Source organism: Phocaeicola sp. ICN-14070, from assembly GCF_037892625.1.
GTDB lineage: Bacteria > Bacteroidota > Bacteroidia > Bacteroidales > Bacteroidaceae > Phocaeicola > Phocaeicola plebeius.
In genome coordinates this window covers 25,324-42,120 of the sequence record NZ_JBBKBF010000034.1, presented here as the reverse complement: position 1 = coordinate 42,120, position 16,797 = coordinate 25,324, and the positions used below count along the sequence as shown (strand labels likewise).

General features: G+C 44.8%; 12 protein-coding genes. 10 read left to right on the top strand and 2 right to left on the bottom strand.

The genetic code is table 11. The annotated features are described in order from the left end of the window. The first annotated feature begins 337 nt into the window (after nucleotides 1-337). The 6 genes from WKT20_RS10465 to WKT20_RS10440 all read left to right on the top strand — a co-directional run bounded on the left by WKT20_RS10465 (nucleotide 338) and on the right by WKT20_RS10440 (nucleotide 9,877). Nucleotides 338-2,668: an outer membrane beta-barrel protein gene (locus WKT20_RS10465; protein WP_340417334.1), complete on the top strand. Its 2,331-nt coding sequence runs from the start codon at nucleotides 338-340 to the stop codon at nucleotides 2,666-2,668. A gap of 108 nt (nucleotides 2,669-2,776) precedes the next feature. Further along, nucleotides 2,777-4,009, top strand: coding sequence for a transglutaminase-like domain-containing protein (locus WKT20_RS10460; RefSeq protein ID WP_340417333.1), 1,233 nt, complete (start codon nucleotides 2,777-2,779; stop codon nucleotides 4,007-4,009). Between the two features lie 461 nt (nucleotides 4,010-4,470). After that, nucleotides 4,471-6,795 (top strand): TonB-dependent receptor domain-containing protein, encoded by a 2,325-nt coding sequence (locus tag WKT20_RS10455; protein ID WP_340417332.1) that lies wholly within the window; start codon nucleotides 4,471-4,473, stop codon nucleotides 6,793-6,795. Nucleotides 6,796-6,851: 56 nt separating this feature from the next. Next, nucleotides 6,852-8,723 (top strand): hypothetical protein, encoded by a 1,872-nt coding sequence (locus WKT20_RS10450; RefSeq protein WP_340417331.1) that lies wholly within the window; start codon nucleotides 6,852-6,854, stop codon nucleotides 8,721-8,723. A gap of 170 nt (nucleotides 8,724-8,893) precedes the next feature. Beyond that, complete coding sequence (locus tag WKT20_RS10445; RefSeq protein ID WP_118163054.1) at nucleotides 8,894-9,370, top strand: hypothetical protein; 477 nt, start codon at nucleotides 8,894-8,896, stop codon at nucleotides 9,368-9,370. Between the two features lie 93 nt (nucleotides 9,371-9,463). Further along, nucleotides 9,464-9,877 carry a secondary thiamine-phosphate synthase enzyme YjbQ gene (locus WKT20_RS10440; RefSeq protein ID WP_118441761.1) on the top strand — a complete coding sequence of 138 codons (414 nt, stop codon included), beginning with the start codon at nucleotides 9,464-9,466 and terminating at the stop codon, nucleotides 9,875-9,877. Nucleotide 9,878: 1 nt separating this feature from the next. On the opposite strand, the gene WKT20_RS10435 is transcribed toward WKT20_RS10440, so the two are convergent. Beyond that, complete coding sequence (locus WKT20_RS10435; protein WP_340417330.1) at nucleotides 9,879-11,804, bottom strand: biosynthetic peptidoglycan transglycosylase; 1,926 nt, start codon at nucleotides 11,802-11,804, stop codon at nucleotides 9,879-9,881. 379 nt (nucleotides 11,805-12,183) lie between these two features. Here WKT20_RS10435 and WKT20_RS10430 point away from each other — a divergent pair, with 379 nt between their 5' ends. After that, nucleotides 12,184-12,456: a hypothetical protein gene (locus WKT20_RS10430; RefSeq protein WP_022053139.1), complete on the top strand. Its 273-nt coding sequence runs from the start codon at nucleotides 12,184-12,186 to the stop codon at nucleotides 12,454-12,456. A gap of 6 nt (nucleotides 12,457-12,462) precedes the next feature. Beyond that, nucleotides 12,463-13,020 carry a 1-acyl-sn-glycerol-3-phosphate acyltransferase gene (locus WKT20_RS10425; protein WP_117703071.1) on the top strand — a complete coding sequence of 186 codons (558 nt, stop codon included), beginning with the start codon at nucleotides 12,463-12,465 and terminating at the stop codon, nucleotides 13,018-13,020. A gap of 163 nt (nucleotides 13,021-13,183) precedes the next feature. Here the strand turns inward: WKT20_RS10425 and WKT20_RS10420 are convergent, their stop codons facing one another. Then, on the bottom strand, nucleotides 13,184-14,266 hold the full coding sequence (locus WKT20_RS10420) for a phosphotransferase enzyme family protein (protein ID WP_117703070.1): 1,083 nt from the start codon (nucleotides 14,264-14,266) through the stop codon (nucleotides 13,184-13,186). Nucleotides 14,267-14,474: 208 nt separating this feature from the next. On the opposite strand from WKT20_RS10420, the gene WKT20_RS10415 reads away from it, so the two are divergent. Further along, on the top strand, nucleotides 14,475-15,095 hold the full coding sequence (locus WKT20_RS10415; protein WP_117703069.1) for a tetratricopeptide repeat protein: 621 nt from the start codon (nucleotides 14,475-14,477) through the stop codon (nucleotides 15,093-15,095). 134 nt (nucleotides 15,096-15,229) lie between these two features. Continuing rightward, on the top strand, nucleotides 15,230-16,774 hold the full coding sequence (locus tag WKT20_RS10410) for a peptide MFS transporter (RefSeq protein WP_340417329.1): 1,545 nt from the start codon (nucleotides 15,230-15,232) through the stop codon (nucleotides 16,772-16,774). Nucleotides 16,775-16,797: the final 23 nt, after the last annotated feature.

Sequence of the window (16,797 nt, the reverse complement as noted above, 5' to 3'; positions counted from 1 at the left end):
CAAAAGAAACATCTTGAAATCATACGCCTAGTGTTTTTCAAAATTGAAGCGCTTGGCAGAAAAACGAAACGACATACACTTCATAACAACGATGATTGAAAGTGCATATAAATTGTCTACGAACAAGCAAAAAATATATTTGTATAGATACGACACCCCAACTATTATTCTTAATCAACTGGCTATCATACATATACATATATTATCGGAAATAAGTCTGTAGAGACCATTTGTCGCAGACATGAATTTTTTCTTTCTATATTTACAATCTAGAAACTACTCCACAAAATAGTAGACAAACAAACTTTGCAAAATAATAAAGAAAACAAGTTATCGTATGCACAAAATTGGAAAAGCGCTCCTGCTATTATGCAGCCTCACATCTGCCGGTGAAATAGCCGCACAGACCGTCAGTGGAAAATTAATCGATAAAAACAAACAACCCCTCCCCTACGCCAACGTGGTCCTTCTGTCACTCCCCGACTCGACCTTCGTCACGGGAACCGTTACGGCTGAAGACGGTACGTTCAGCCTGAATACCACCACACCGAATCAGCTTGTACGTATTTCTTCCATCGGATATAACACTATATACAAACCCGTCCAGCCTGCTAACTTAGGAGTAATACAACTGACATCAGACACACAACAGTTGGGGGAAGTAGTGGTTAAGGCTGATTTGCCCAAGACACGTGTAAAAGGGGATGCTATGGTGACTACCGTAGCAGGTAGTATCCTTGAAAACGCAGGGACAGGAAATGACCTGTTAAACAAAATACCCGGCGTATCGGCTAATGAAGGGGATATTAAAGTATTTGGTGCCGGAACTCCTGAAATATATATCAACGGCCGTAAAGTAAGGGATAAATCTGAACTCGACCAGCTTGCTTCCGACAACATCAAGAGCGTGGAAGTAGTGAACAATCCCGGCTCGCGCTATGATGCGACGGTCAATGCGGTTATCCGTATTCAAACCAAAAAGCCGCAAGGTGAAGGATTCGGTTTCAACAACCGTTTTTATACAGGCTACGGTTACGGATGGAATGTGCTGGACCAGTACAACTTCAATTACCGAAAAGGAGGATTTGACCTTTCGGGTATGCTGTATGGCAAGAAAGGATACACAGAAGACCGCAAGACCATCACACAGAAAACACTGTTGGATAAAACATGGATACAGGATTCATATCTCTGCACACAATATGACATGAAAGATGTTTCGGCCATGCTGTCGCTGAACTATCAGTTTAACGAGAATCACTCTCTGGGTGCACGCTATGATTATGACCGGACACCTGAACGTCATGAAACGGTAGATCCGATGAATACCCTGGTGTATCAGGATGATGCTCTTTATGAGGAAAGCCACACTACGGGCTGGAGAAATACACAGGATACCAAACATACTCTCAATGCCTATTATAACGGACGTGTAGGAGACTGGAACATCGACTTCAATGCGGACGGTTTCTGGTCGGATACGAAAAATCCACAGGAGATGCTCGAGCAGTTCACTCCAGCGGGAGGTTCCTTAGAGAAACAGACTGTCACCACCAAGAATCTGACAGACAATACCCTTTATGCGACCAAACTGGTATTCGGACATCCTTTATGGGGAGGAAACCTCTCTTTTGGCGGTGAATACACCTATACGGACCGGAATAATGCGTACATGAATGTGGAAGGAATCCTGGATGACAATAACAGTAATATCAAGGAAAACTCCACTTCGGCATTTCTGGAATATGCCCGCAGCTTCGGCAAGCTACAGGCACAGATCGGAGTGCGCTATGAGCATCTGTCTTCCGACTATTACGAGGATGGCAGGTATATGGACGAGCAAAGCAGGACATACGACAACGTATTCCCATCCGTATCCTTGAATCTTCCGATTGGTAAAGTACAGACACAATTGACCTACACCGGCAGTATCTACCGTCCTTCATACTGGATGCTGAGAAGTGACATCATGTACGGCAACCGATATACTTACGAAGGAGGTAACCCGCTGCTGAGACCGTCACTGATAAACCGTCTTACACTGAATGTGTCATACAAGTGGATATACCTCAATTCACGATATATACACGGAGAAGATGCCATTACACAGCTGAGCAGGGCATATTCGGAAGATGATCCGACCGTTTCGTTATATTCTTTCTACAACATGTATAACAGTGACAAGCTATATACCACTCTGACATTGTCTCCCACCATCGGATTATGGTCTCCCCAGTTCAATTTTCTTCTGCTCCAACAATGGTATAAAGTGGAAACATCCAATGGAACAGAAAACTTCAATAATCCGATATTGAACTTCGCCTGGAACAACAATTTCAAGTTGCCTCTTGGTATCAGTCTCGATGTAGATTTAGGTTTTGACACTCCGGGTGACAACGAAAATACAAAGGTCGAAGAATGGTGCTGGTTTGCCAACATCAGTCTTTACAAGAGTTTCCTTAAAGACCGTCTTTCGGTTCAGCTGAAAGCCTATGATCTTTTCAACTCATATCAGGCAAAATCAACCGTTTACAGTGGTAACCGTCTGATGACAGGAAAGATGGAAGCCCGTAGAAATATTGGCATAACTTTACGCTATAAGTTCAATGCTACCAAGAGCAAGTACAAGGGAACAGGAGCAGGCGACAGCCAGAAGAACCGTATGTAAGTTTTATATCAGTTCCAGGAATGAATGTCATAAAAGGTACGACTGAAGAATATAATGTTTTATAACCTGAACGCCCTATTGAAAACCAATTTTTAAACAGAATACACCATGAAAAGACTGAAAGGACACCTACTGATTTTACTTTTGCATTTAGTCTGCTTTACAAGCCTGTCGGCACAAACCGATGCCGAACGGAAGTTTCTGGCTTCCACCGACTCGCTGAACACACTGCTCTTTGACGCATATACCGGAAAGGACTATTCGGCTGCCGAAGCCCTCTGCAAGAAGATTATCGACTTATACGACGCACACGCGACGCAACTGGCCGAAGGCTATGCTTACTTCAAATACTCCAGCTACTATAACATGGCCAGCGTCCAGGCAATACAAGGGAAAAAACAAGAAGCCGCCAACAACCTGCTCAAAGCACTGGACAGCGGAAAGATTGAAGTAAGCTACAACAGGATAACCAACGACGAAGACCTGAAAGGCATTCTGGACGCACCTGAACTACAACCCGCCCTGAAGCGTCTGAAAGAAACCACCGATTACCTTTATATCCTGCAGAATGCGCCAGAATACACCCGCACACAATCAGTCGACAGCCTGCCCCGGATTGTCTATGCGCAGGCCGACGAACCCGACCTGAAGCGTGTCCGTGACTATTTCCGGCTAGATAGCGTAGCCGTGGTGGGCGATGAATTAGCTACTATCAAACGTATCCTGACTTATATCCACGACAAGATACGTCACGACGGGCAGAACGGCAATCCGAAGGGTGAGAATAACTCTATCAATTTTGCTGAAGCCTGCAAGGACGGCAGCCGGGGCTTGAACTGCCGCGGGTTGGCTACGGTACTGAACGAGTGCTACCTGTCGATGGGCATTCCGTCGCGCGTCATTACCTGTATGCCGAAGACGTATATCAACGACTGCCACGTCATCAACGCCGTCTATTCGTTCACTCTCGGCAAATGGCTCTGGATAGACCCCACAAACAATGCTTGGGTGACAGACGGACAGGGCAATCTGCTGAGCGTACAGGAAGTGCGTGCACGCCTCAGAAACGGCCAGCCAGTCCGGGTGAACGAAGAAGCCAACTGGAATAATGAAAAGAAGACCACGACGGAAGACTATCTGTACGAGTACATGGCCAAAAATCTGTTCTACCTGGAAAGCTGGACACGCTACGGGTTCAACACGGAAAGCGACCGGGAGAACCTCATCAACTACATCTTCCTGCAACCTACAGGCTGCGACAGCGAGGAACGGAACCCGAGGAACTATTCCGTCAACGATGACCGATACTTCTGGCAGGCTCCTCAGCAAGCGAAAAACTGATTGATGAAAACTGTCATCTATTGCCTCATGCAAAGAAACACAATGCAGAAAGTAAGACTACAAATATGTAGACCGTGAAACCGGTATAACCATATAAACTTGTACAATCATTATAAAAATCACACTCTAATCACATTTTAAAGGACAGCCTCGCAAGAAGTTGTCCTTTATTTGTTATTCTGAAAACTGCATGCATAGAAAAACAGACTATCGAAAATGTCTTTCTTCAAGAACTTATCAGCTCTTAAAACGTAAAAAACACAAATTGTAGAGATACATGACTCCGATGTTATATTTAAAAGACAATGAATCAGACATATACAGATTTTATCAAGAACAAACCTGTAGAGACCGTTTTTCGCATACATGCAATACTTCTTTCTATATTTGCAATACAGAAACTACTATCAAAAAAAGTAGACAAACACACTTTGCAAATAATAAGAAAAACAAATTATCGTATGCACAAAATTGGAAAAGCACTCCTGCTATTATGCAGCCTCACATCTGCCGGTGAAATAGCCGCACAGACCGTCAGTGGAAAATTAATCGACGAAAACAAACAACCTCTTCCTTACGCCAACGTAGTTCTTCTGACACCCCCCGACTCAACCTTCGTTACGGGAACCGTCACGGCTGAAGACGGCACGTTCAGTCTGAATACCACTACACCGAATCAGCTTGTACGTATTTCTTCCATCGGATATAACACTGTGTACAAACCCGTCCAACCTGCCAACTTAGGGGTAATACAGCTAACATCAGACACACAACAGTTAGGAGAAGTAGTGGTAAAGGCCGATTTGCCCAAGATGCAACTCAAAGGTGATGCCATGATTACCACTGTTACGGGTAGTGTACTCGAAAAGGCTGGAACAGGTGAAGATTTACTGAACAAGATTCCGGGCGTTTCTGCGGAAGATGAAGAAGTAAACGTATTTGGCTCGGGCACTGCCGAGATTTACATCAACGGACGCAAGGTACGCGACAATTCAGAAATTGACCAGTTATCGTCCGAACAAATCAAGCGCGTGGAGGTTGTGAAGAATCCCGGAGCAAGATACGATGCTTCCGTGAAAGCCGTCATTCGCATCATCACAAAGAAAGCAGCAGGCGAAGGATTCGGATTTAATAACCGTTTTGTAACCCGACACCGAAGAACGTACGGGTGGACTACTTTTGACCAGTTTAATTTCAATTACCGAAAAGGAGGTTTCGACCTGTCGGGAACATTGTTCGGAGGTAGATTCCGCAACGGAAATAACCAGCAGATTGGCATGAAGACTTATCTCGACAAACTGTGGGAACAAAAAATGGATGCTTCTTACGGAAAGAACTCCAATAGTAATGTCCAAGGTGTTCTTTCACTAAACTACCAGTTCAATGAGAAACACTCCATGGGTGTACGCTACGATATGGACAAAAACTTCAACTCTACAGGCGACTGGCGTTACACAGCCAATATCTACGCCGACCAAGAACTGTACGAAAACAATGCAAGTACGATGATTGGTGAAGACCCTTCTACAAGACACAGCCTGAACTATTACTACAACGGACAGATAGGCGATTGGAACATTGATTTCAATGCCGACGGTTTGTGGAACGTAAAAAAAGAAAGCCAGCATACAAGGGAAATCACCAATGGAGAAACGGAGAACGATGTCAATACCTTCAATAAAAATAACGGAACATTGTATGCCACAAAACTGATCGTGTCGTATCCTTTATGGAAGGGGAATCTGTCATTCGGCGGTGAGTATTCGCATACCAGCAGAACAAACCTCTATCACAACCAAGAGGGCATCCTCGACAATGATGACAGTAAAATAAAGGAAGGTTCCACTGCGGCTTTCATGGACTACTCACACTCGTTCGGCAAGGTAGATGTGCAGGCCGGAGTAAGATACGAGAACGTGAAGTTCGACTACTATGAGCAAGGAAAACACATCGACGAACAAAGCCGCACGTTCAACAATGTATTTCCTTCTGTCAACATAAACTTTCCCATAGGAAAAACACAAATTCAGCTGAGCTATAGCGGTGGTATCACGCGTCCTTCATACGATATGCTAAGAGGAAACATATATTACGGCAACAGATATACTTACCAGACGGGAAATCCATTTCTCAAACCTATCATCAATCAGGACCTCATATTTTCCGCATCCTATAAATGGGTGAATTTCAGCTTTACTTATAACCGTACGAAAGACGATATTATTCAGGTTTGCGAAGCTTATTCGGAAGCTGCCCCTACCATATCCTTGCTAAAGACCGTCAATACGGAACCCTACAACAATATCATATCAGCTATCACCTTATCGCCTACTATCGGCTGGTGGAGTCCGCAGCTTACCGCACAGGTCTTTAAGCAGTGGTTTCATGCAGAAGGACCGGACGGCAAACTCACACTGAGCAAACCAAGGACAATCATGGTGTGGCGTAACAGTTTCACTCTTCCGGCAGGATTCCTATTTGATGTAGATGGTACTTATTACACCAAAGGACATTCACAGAACATGTACATGGGTATCAACTCCCTGAATGTGTCTATGGGGCTCTACAAGAGTTTCTTCAAAGAAAGGCTGAGTTTCCAGCTTCAGGTCACCAATCTATTTGAAACAGATGATGTGGATTGCACTATTTATAGCGGCATCAAAACCATGACAGATTATATCACCAATTTCAGAAGAGTCTCACTGACCATGCGCTACAAGTTCAATGCTACCAAGAGCAAATACAAGGGTACCGGAGCTGGTGAAAGCCAAAAGAACCGTATGTAACAAGAAATCGCTATATTTGTATGACGAAAAAGTGATATCACCTTATCAACAGCCACATGAAACACAAAATAAAACCCATTCTCTATATAGCAGGCATCTTGCTGCTGTTTGCTACTTGCACAAGGCAACCGCACGCAAGTGCTCTGCTACAACAAACAGACTCTTTGCTGCATCATCACCAACCAGATTCTGCCTTGCAACTTCTGTTTAATATCAAGGATGAAACGTCTCTTCCGGAAACGGAACGGATGAAACTGGTATGGAACAAGGCGATGGCCCACTACCAGCTGGAAATGTCTCTGTTAGAAGATTCCCTGCTCTATCAGGCTATTGCCTACTACCGCCAACATCCAACAGATACCGCACGACTACTGGATACTTACCTGCTCGAAGGCATGTACCTGAGATGGAAAGAAGCAAACGATGAGGCCATCACAGTGTTCGACAAAGGCATTACCCTGGCCATCTCCCGAAAAGACACCACCAACATGTTAGTGCTACAGCGCAAGAAACTGGAAGTGCTATACAAGCAAAGCCGTTTTTTAGAGTGTAAAGCAATGATTGAAGACATGCTTCGCATTGCCCACAAACTACCGGTGAAAGAACATTACCAGATGGTATATTCACTGGCCCTTGTATCGCAGTTGGGAGGAGATACATCAAACATTGATTGTCCGGAGAAAGGGTTTCAGCTGGCATTAGAGGCCGGTGATACCTTGTTCGCCCATCATATTCTGCGAAACCATGGCTGTATGCTGGTAGGAGCACACAGATACAGGGAAGCCATCGCCCAATTCCAACGGCTTATCCGTCTCAATCCCGATTTCCTGCCGTATGCTGTCCAGTTAAGCCTTGCAGAGATTTATATAAACTTAGGAAAGAATGATTCGGCGTTCTATTATTTGGATAAAGCTGCCCAAAGCATGGACAAAGAGCAAAAGCTGAAAAAGGACCGAATCATGTTGTCATTCAAGTCCTTATATTATCAGATGCAGTCCGCATTAAATGAAAGAATGGGCCTTCCATATAGCGGACAGGTATTCAGACGGTATTGCGACTCCATCACAGAAGACCTCAAAGACAAGCACAATACGGCATTGCGGCAACAGGAAACCAGAGCCCAGCTGCAACAACGGAACTACGAGCTCATCATCAGCCGCCAGCAAATGGAACTCCGCATTGCAGTAGTTGTGTCCTTGCTATTAGGAGTGATTCTGGCACTTATCGTCCTCTACCAGCAGAACCTGAAGAAGAAGGAACGCACCATTCGCCGTCTTTCCAGCGAACTGCAAAAGTACAGCAAGCAATTAAAGGACAACGAGGTATTAATGGCACAAAACAATGAAAGTATCCAAGAGCTGCAAATGCAACTCTCTACCCAGAAAGCCAGTGAACAGGAAGCAAAATTGTCGCTCATCAAGCAACTGGAAGAACAGAACCGGCAACTGAATCTTGCCAACCAAAATCTGCAACACCAGATTGAAGCGCACTGGAAACAATTGAAAAGCGCACCGCTCAAAACTCCACATCTTCAGGAACTCACCACCGAAATGCTACGACTCAAAGAAAGAGAAGAGACACTGACCGGACAACTGATTTCCACCCACCCGTTAGTGGCTGAACTTCGGAGCAAACCACGCTTTCTGCAACCCGAGGATTTTGTCCGGATTGCCACCTTGGTCAACAAAATCTATCCGCATTTCACCGAACGGCTTACGGAAGCTTTCCCCAACCTGACTGAGCTGGACCAGCAACTTTGCTGCCTCATCAAATTAGGCTTCAGTGTGTCGCAAATAGCTGTATTCATGGCGGTATCCCCCACCTCCGTATCGCAGCAAAAATCAAGGATGAAGAAACGCATCCTGCAACAAAAAACGGACAGCTTTACCGAAGGAGAAACGCTGGATTTATGGCTTCACAGATTCTAAAAAAGGCCCTCTGTATATATACATACAAAAAGAAAACAACATAAAGCACACTTTTTCAAGCATTTACAAAACAAAGGCTGTATATATGGATTTATTTTAAAGTAAGCAAGAATGCGCTAACTTTGCCAAAAGTATAATTATAGCGTGAAAAAATAAACTCCAAAGAAAAGATGAATCGTTTGAAAAAGATATACGAAAAACGAAATGCGACCCAGCCAAAAGTGAATCACAAAAGCCATATCCAGCACATTCAGACGCTGACCAATGAAATGGAACAATTGAGGGAAAGAGAACACAGACTGGCCGAACGACTCATCTCTGAACAGCCGCTCATCAACGAATTGCGCCACAGCCCGCGCTTCATTAAAGAAGCAGACAAAAGTTGTCTGGCTGCTTTGGTAGACGACGTGTACAATAACTTCACTTCACACCTCACCACCCGTTTCCCGAATCTGACGGAAATGGATATTCAATATTGTATCCTTATCAAACTTCATTTTACGGTATCGCAGATTGCCGTACTTTCGGCCATCTCTCCTACTTCAGTCTACCAGCAGAAATCACGGATGAAGAAACGCATCCAAACACTGGAGCCTGAGCTCTTCACGGATGGAAAAACACTGGACGAATGGCTGAATGAGTGGTAAAAGGAGGTTTTTCACGCTATACCCCCTCCTTCTGAAAGATTTGTGTTATCTTTGAACGGATAAAATCTGTAATCTTTCATACCGTTTATTATTATGATACAACAAACTACTTTCACACTCCGGGCACGCGCGCGCGGCTTTCACCTCGTGACCGACGAAGTGCTCAGTCATCTGCCTGCCTTACCCAAGACCGGACTGCTCAATCTTTTTATCCAGCATACCAGCGCCGGATTGTCAGTCAACGAAAACTGTGACCCTGATGTACGCAACGATATGGAAAAGATATTCAACAACCTTGTGCGCGAACGCGAATCCTGGTACGACCATACTTTGGAAGGCTGGGACGACATGCCTGCCCATGCCAAATCCTCACTGGTGGGTGCCAGCCTGTCTATCCCCATCACCGACGGACGACTGAACTTAGGCACGTGGCAGGGAATTTACCTCTGTGAATTCCGCAACCACGGAGGAGGACGGCGCATCGTGGCTACCATCCTCGGAGAATAACTCAGGAAGCAGGCTGTGGCATGGAGAGACTGAGACTGTCAGCGAAACATCTTCCGGCTTCTCCGGTCAACACCACGCGCGACAAGTCGATTCCTTCTGCAGCCGTTTCCGAAATCACTCCCTTGGCCGCCATCCTGCGGGCTACCAGCCGGAAGTGTCCTTCCTGATTTTCTTTCAACCGTCCATTAGCTTCGAACGAACTGCGATAATGTTTCGGCTTTGGGATAATAGAAGCCAAATAAATGCATTCTTCCAGCGTCAGTTGCGACGGACGCTTGCCAAAATAAAACTCTGATGCCTCTAACAGCCCATACACTCCCGGTCCCCATTCAGCGATATTGAGATACACCTCAAACATACGTTCCTTTGAGGTAAGTCGGTTCTGCTCTATCAGCCAGACAATCAACGCTTCTTCCAGTTTCCGTGCAATGTTTTTCCGGCGGTTCAGGAACACATTCTTAACCAGCTGCATGGAAATTGTACTTCCTCCGCGCGCAAAGCGACGTGTTTTCAAGTCGTAAACCATCGCTTCACGAATAGCATCGGGAAGAAATCCCTGATGGTAAAAGAACCCTCCATCCTCACTCTGCAATACGGCCATGCGCATCAGCTGCGGCACACTATCGAGAGGAAGGAAATGATTCCACGACGGCCCCACCGGAAAAGTGCGTACGGGCATCTCATCCTCATAGGCCGTATACTCAAACTCTTCTGACATCTTGCTGAGATCGGTTGTTCCGTAACCCAGTATCCGGAAATGCTGCGGACGCAGGTCGGAATAAAACTTCAGGCTGTCAGGACAGGCCAAATCGGCATCCAGTTCGAAATCGTATGCCAGCTCTCCTTCCACCCGAATTCCTTCCAAGTTCTCAAAAAGTCCATGCGGAAGGGAGTTGAAAAGCTCCTTAGCCGGAAACAGGGGTTGATGTATGGAAGCCATGAGGTGGCTGGGCGACTCTACCCGCAGGTAAGGATGAAACTGTAAATCATTGAAACGTATCGTACTGCAACTGTCCAGTTCCAGGGCATGCGTCTCCACATTCAATTGAAAATCGAGTTTACCACGATCCAGATTAATACGTTCCGGCGACAAGCGACGATGGAATACTTTCAATCCGTCTACTTCTGTCTGACCAAGTAAGATTACTTTTTCGTCTTCTTTCTGCTGCGTGAAACTTAACCACAACCTGTCGAAGGCCACTTCTGCTCCCAAACGGCGACGAATGTAAGGCACAGTCAGTTCAGGTGCCTGAATGCTGACCGACACACGGCGTTCACCGGCATTGATTTCTCCTTCCGTTTCCCAATGCTGCGTGTGTCCTTCTTCTACAAAAGCAAGTTGGCTGCGGAACTGGTGATTCTCAATATTGAACTCCGGCACATACAAACTGACGGAATCGCTGTCCTTCCGTTCGCGTACATGCAGGCGAGTGAGACGTCCTTCAGAAGGCAACAAACGGAACACTCCATTCAACAAAGTCTGCACACGCTTGTCATACCCCACCTTTTCGGAGGCCCGTTCCGTTTCTTTTTCTCCCTCCGATCTGCTTCGGAACAAGAAATCATAATTGGCCTGATGGTTCTCTTTGACAAAATCCACGGTCAATCCGTCCAACGCCATGTCCATCACCTCCACATTTCCTTTCAGCAATTGCCAGAATCCCAAGTTAAACGTGGCTGACCGAAGTGTCAGTAATGTATCCCTTTTCTCGGGAACAACTGACAGCCCGTTCAAGAAAAGACGTCCGGTTCCCTCAAAACGCAAATCATCATAATTCACTTCCAATCCGTAGTGCTGCTCCAGTTTGGCTATCCGCCTTTCTGCCATCCGGTTTAAAATATGATTACGAAAAATCCATAACCCACCAGCCAGTAACAGTAATAACAGCAGCAAGCCTGCACCTGTATAAATTAGTATTCGTCTCATAACGTTTTTACTCCACTGTTACAAAGGTAGCAATTTTTCAACTAAAAATATCATATTTTTTCGCCCGCATAATCCGCATTTTAGTATGAATAGTTTTATCTAACAACTACTTAAGCACAGCAATCCACATTCGGATTTGGATAAAAATGGATAGACGTTTACTTTTGAAAAAATAAATACAGAATCACATTCATACAATCTCTCTTTTACTAATTTCATTTCGTACATTCCGGTAACTGTTTCTTCACTCAACACAGGTCGCCGGAATAGTACGGAATGTTTTTTATCCACAAGAATCGGGTACTGTTTCATGGATATTCCAAAAGAAATCGTATCTTTACACCATAATCATTTTTTATTAACTAAAAACTTTAGAATTATGGCTAGTAGAAGATCATTGAAAAAAACAGTCAATTATATTACAGAACTGGCAGCAGGACTCTGCCTGGTAGAATCGGCAAACGCAAATGCAGAAAAACGGGAAGCTTACAGCGAGGTATTCCTGCAGATTATTAACCTGCGTAATGACATCATCAGCCGCATCAGCCACACAGAACCGGGCAGCGTGAAACTGTTCTACAAGAAACTGAGAGCTGACTTCAATGCTGAAGTAGACAACGTATTCAAGAAACTGGAAGAACTGTCGAAATAACAGCACATGAAACAAGCTATCTGCCGGTTTATCTACCACAAACTGCTGGGTTGGAAAGCAGAAGTAAGTGTACCCGATTTTAAGAAGTGCATCATCTGTGCAGCTCCGCATACCACCAACTGGGACTTGTTCATCGGAAAATTGTTTATCACGGCCATAGGGCGTGAATCGGGTTTTCTGATGAAAAAGGAATGGTTCTTCTTCCCATTGGGAATCATATTCCGGAAAATGGGAGGTATCCCCGTACATCGTGACAAGCGTACTTCCATGGTAGACCAACTGGTGCAACGCATTGAAAAAAGTGACACATTCCATCTGGCCATCACACCGGAAGGAACACGTTCGGCCAATCCCGACTGGAAAAAGGGATTCTATTACATTGCCCTGGGAGCAAAAATTCCAATTGTACTGATTGGAATAGATTATGAAAAGAAGTGCATTACAGCAGGAAAATACCTCTTGCCCACGGGTGACATTGAAAAAGACATGAAGGAAATCAAGTTATATTTCAAAGATTTCAAAGGGAAACACCCTGAGAAATTTACCATAGGAAATATTGACTGAAATGAATCAAAAAACGTCCTTGCGTTTCGTTACGAACGCAAGGACGTTTTCTTTTAAACGCAAGTACATTTTACTTCAAACGCAAAGGCGTTTGAAAAGAAACGCCCTGACATTCTGAGAAGGTGAATGTCAAGGCGCCTTTATAGATTTTCAAATCACTGATTTACAGCAGCGAAGAAATATACTCCTTCATTTCAGGAACTGCACGACGTGCTTCCTGATACAACTTATACTGTGCCAGCGTACGCACATAGTTGTGTTCAGCGTATTTTATCTGATAATATGTATCCCCGTTGATATAGTCGGCCAGGAAGCGCACGGCCTGCATGTATGGGAATAACATCACAGCGTATGGCAACATCTCTATTTCCAGCGGAGTAAGGAAGCTCTTAGCCGATTCAATGTATCCTTTGGCAAAGGCACGGAAAATATCCATGTTGAAATGAATCTTGTTCAAATCAGGTTCATCTTCAGGAGCCGTATTTCCGGCAGAACGAAGGAAATCACCGAAATCAGAGAATACGAAACTTGGCATGGTTGTATCCAAATCGATTACACACAGCACCTTTCCGTCTTTATCAAACAACATGTTAGATACCTTCGTATCACAATGGCAGATACGTTTCGGCAGTTTCCCTTCCCGATACAAACGTTCAGCCGCACACATTTCTTCCGCATCTTTTTCAATTTCATCTACAAGCGACTGCACTTTCTCCATGCGTCCTGCCGCATTCTGTGCCACAGCCTCACGCAACTGCTGCATGCGGAATTCCATGTTATGAAAATCAGGGATAGTTTCACCCAGTTTCTCGGGAAGGTCGGCCAGCATAGCTTCAAACTCACCAAACTTCACACCTACCAGATAAGAAGATTCAGGAGTTACTGCTTCCAGTGTCTGCGACTCAGGAATGAACACGCACACACGCCAGTAACGTTCTCCATCAAAATAATATGTCTTTCCTTCGGCAGTCGGTACAAAACGAAGTACCTTGCGATCTATATCCATTTCATGAGCCTTTTCCAGTTTCTCACGAATATGACGGGTCACACACTCAATATTATGCTGAAGAAGTGCTACATCCTTAAATACCTGATGATTGACACACTGCAATATATAGTCGCAAGCCTGCGGATCTGCAGTCTGAACTTTATAAGTCTGATTAATCAAACCGGCTGTCAAAGGAATTATTTCTTTCACCTCTCCAACCTCCGGGAATTGTGCAATAATTTCATTAAGTGATTTCATGGTTACCAAATAAATTAGGTTTACTATATTATTTAATTAGAATCTATACTTATTCGAAATACCTTTCAAAATATTCTGATTTTTCTCCACTGCAAATATAGGGAAGTTTTTACGGATTACCTTCATCTAATTGTAATATTTTCTGCAAAATCTTTGCAGTATAATAAAAAGTTTATAGATTTGCGCCCGTTAATAAAAACTAGACTCTATGAAAGCCACCATGAAAACACTCTCAGCAATTCTGATTTGCTGTTTTATTTCTACCATACAAATGTATGGAGAAAATATTCAACGCCCTGAAAGCGAAAACTACGTAAAGGGAGTGGAAGCCCTCAATGAAGGAAATCCCGAAGCTGCCTATACCTATTTAAATGCAGAAATCAATGAACATCCAGACAACGGATATGCACATTGCTACATGGCACTAATCTGCAATTTCTGCAATGATACCAAGCTGGCATTGCAGGCATTGAACTCCAGTCTGGAACTTATTCCGGAAGCCGATACAGAATACCGTTCGTTTGCACACTATTCCAGAGGAGTGCTGCTTACTAACCTGAAAATGTGGGAACGTGCCGAAGCAGACCTGAATGAAGCAATTCGTCTGAATCCGGAAGATGTAGAAAACTACAAATCGCGCGCGCAACTCTACTTTGAAACAGAACGTTATGAAGAGTCTCTTAATGATCTGACACGCGCACTCAAGCTCGACAGCAAAGCTGATGTAAACGATTTGGTGCTGCAACTTATGGCGGTAGCTCCTACTTCAGAATTCATGGAACGTATCACTGCTACTTACCAGCAACTGGACCAAGTGACTATCCATTGACAAATTCATAAACTTACATTATACTTGAAAGCCATCTCACTCTTTGGGATGGCTTTTTCATTTGCAGGGATAAGAATGATTTTCTATTTTTGCAAAAACAATCAATTCACTAACATTTTATCAATAAAAACAGAATGAATCAAACAAAAGGGCATCCAAAAGGACTTTATTTACTCTTCGTAACTGAGATGTGGGAACGGTTCAGTTACTACGGCATGCGCGCACTGTTCATGCTTTACATGGTACAGGCGTTGCTTTTCGACAAGGAAATGGCTTCACAAGTGTATGGCAGTTACACGGGACTGGTGTATCTTACTCCGCTCATCGGCGGATACATTGCCGACCGCTACTGGGGCAACCGACGGTCCATCGTAGTTGGCGCACTGACCATGGCACTCGGTCAGTTCCTGCTGTTCCTCAGTGCCTGCTATTTTCAGGAGGTGGCATTGGCCAAATACCTGATGTTTTGCGGACTGGGACTGCTGATTTTAGGAAACGGTTTTTTCAAGCCCAACATCTCGACCATGGTGGGACGGCTCTATACACCCGATGACAACCGGAAAGACTCGGCCTTCACCATCTTCTATATGGGTGTAAACGTGGGTTCTACTCTCGCCCCGCTGGTATGTGGACTCGTAGGGAACACCGGCCATCCGGAGGACTTCAAATGGGGATTCTTGGCTGCCTGCATCGGCATGATACTGGGAGCAACCGTATTTCAGATTTTCAAGAACAAATACATATGCGACCCCGATGGCAATCCAGTAGGTGTTGCCCCACAAAGAAGCGCATCAACCACACAGCAATCAGAAACTTCTCCACAGAAATCCACTTCGCGCACCCTTCTGATGATCGGAAGCACCCTTCTGCTTACCTTGCTTTTCTCCATCAACTGGAATGCAGACAGCGCGCACCTGTTTGCCGACGCCGACTGGATTGGTTCACTGATTTACGCCACTACCATCGTCATGCCGGTGATTATCATTACCGACCACTCACTGAGCCGACACGAGAAAATGCATATCGGCGTGATTTACATCATTGCATTTTTCGTTATCTTCTTCTGGGCAGCCTACGAACAAGCAGGCGCTTCACTCACCTTCTTTGCCGATGAACAGACCGACCGCCATATCGGAGGATGGGAAATGCCCGCTGCCTACTTCCAATCGTTCAATCCTATTATGATTGTGACACTGGCTCCTATCTTTGCGGCAGTATGGTCATTTCTGGGTAAAAGAGGCATTGAACCAAGTTCTCCTCGCAAGCAGGCCATCGGATTGGGGTTGTTAGCGTTAGGTTATCTGTTTATTGCCTTCGGAGTGAAAGACATTGAGCCGGGTGTGAAAGTCAGCATGGTATGGCTCACCGGTCTTTACCTGATTCACACCATGGGCGAACTCTGTCTGGCACCTATCGGACTTTCGCTGGTCTACAAACTGTCGCCTGCCCGTTTTTCTTCACTGCTGATGGGCGTATGGTATCTGAGTACCTCGGCTGCCAACAAGTTTGCCGGTCTGCTGAGCGGTTACTATCCGGAACATGGAGTAAGTAAAAGTTTCATGGGCTATCCCATTGAAAATTTGTTCGACTTCTTTATACTTTTCGTGTTCATGAGCGGAGCAGCTGCCGTTATCCTTTTCCTGCTCTCAGGAAAACTCAAGAAAATGATGGAAGTATAAAAAACTTCCTTCACATACCAATA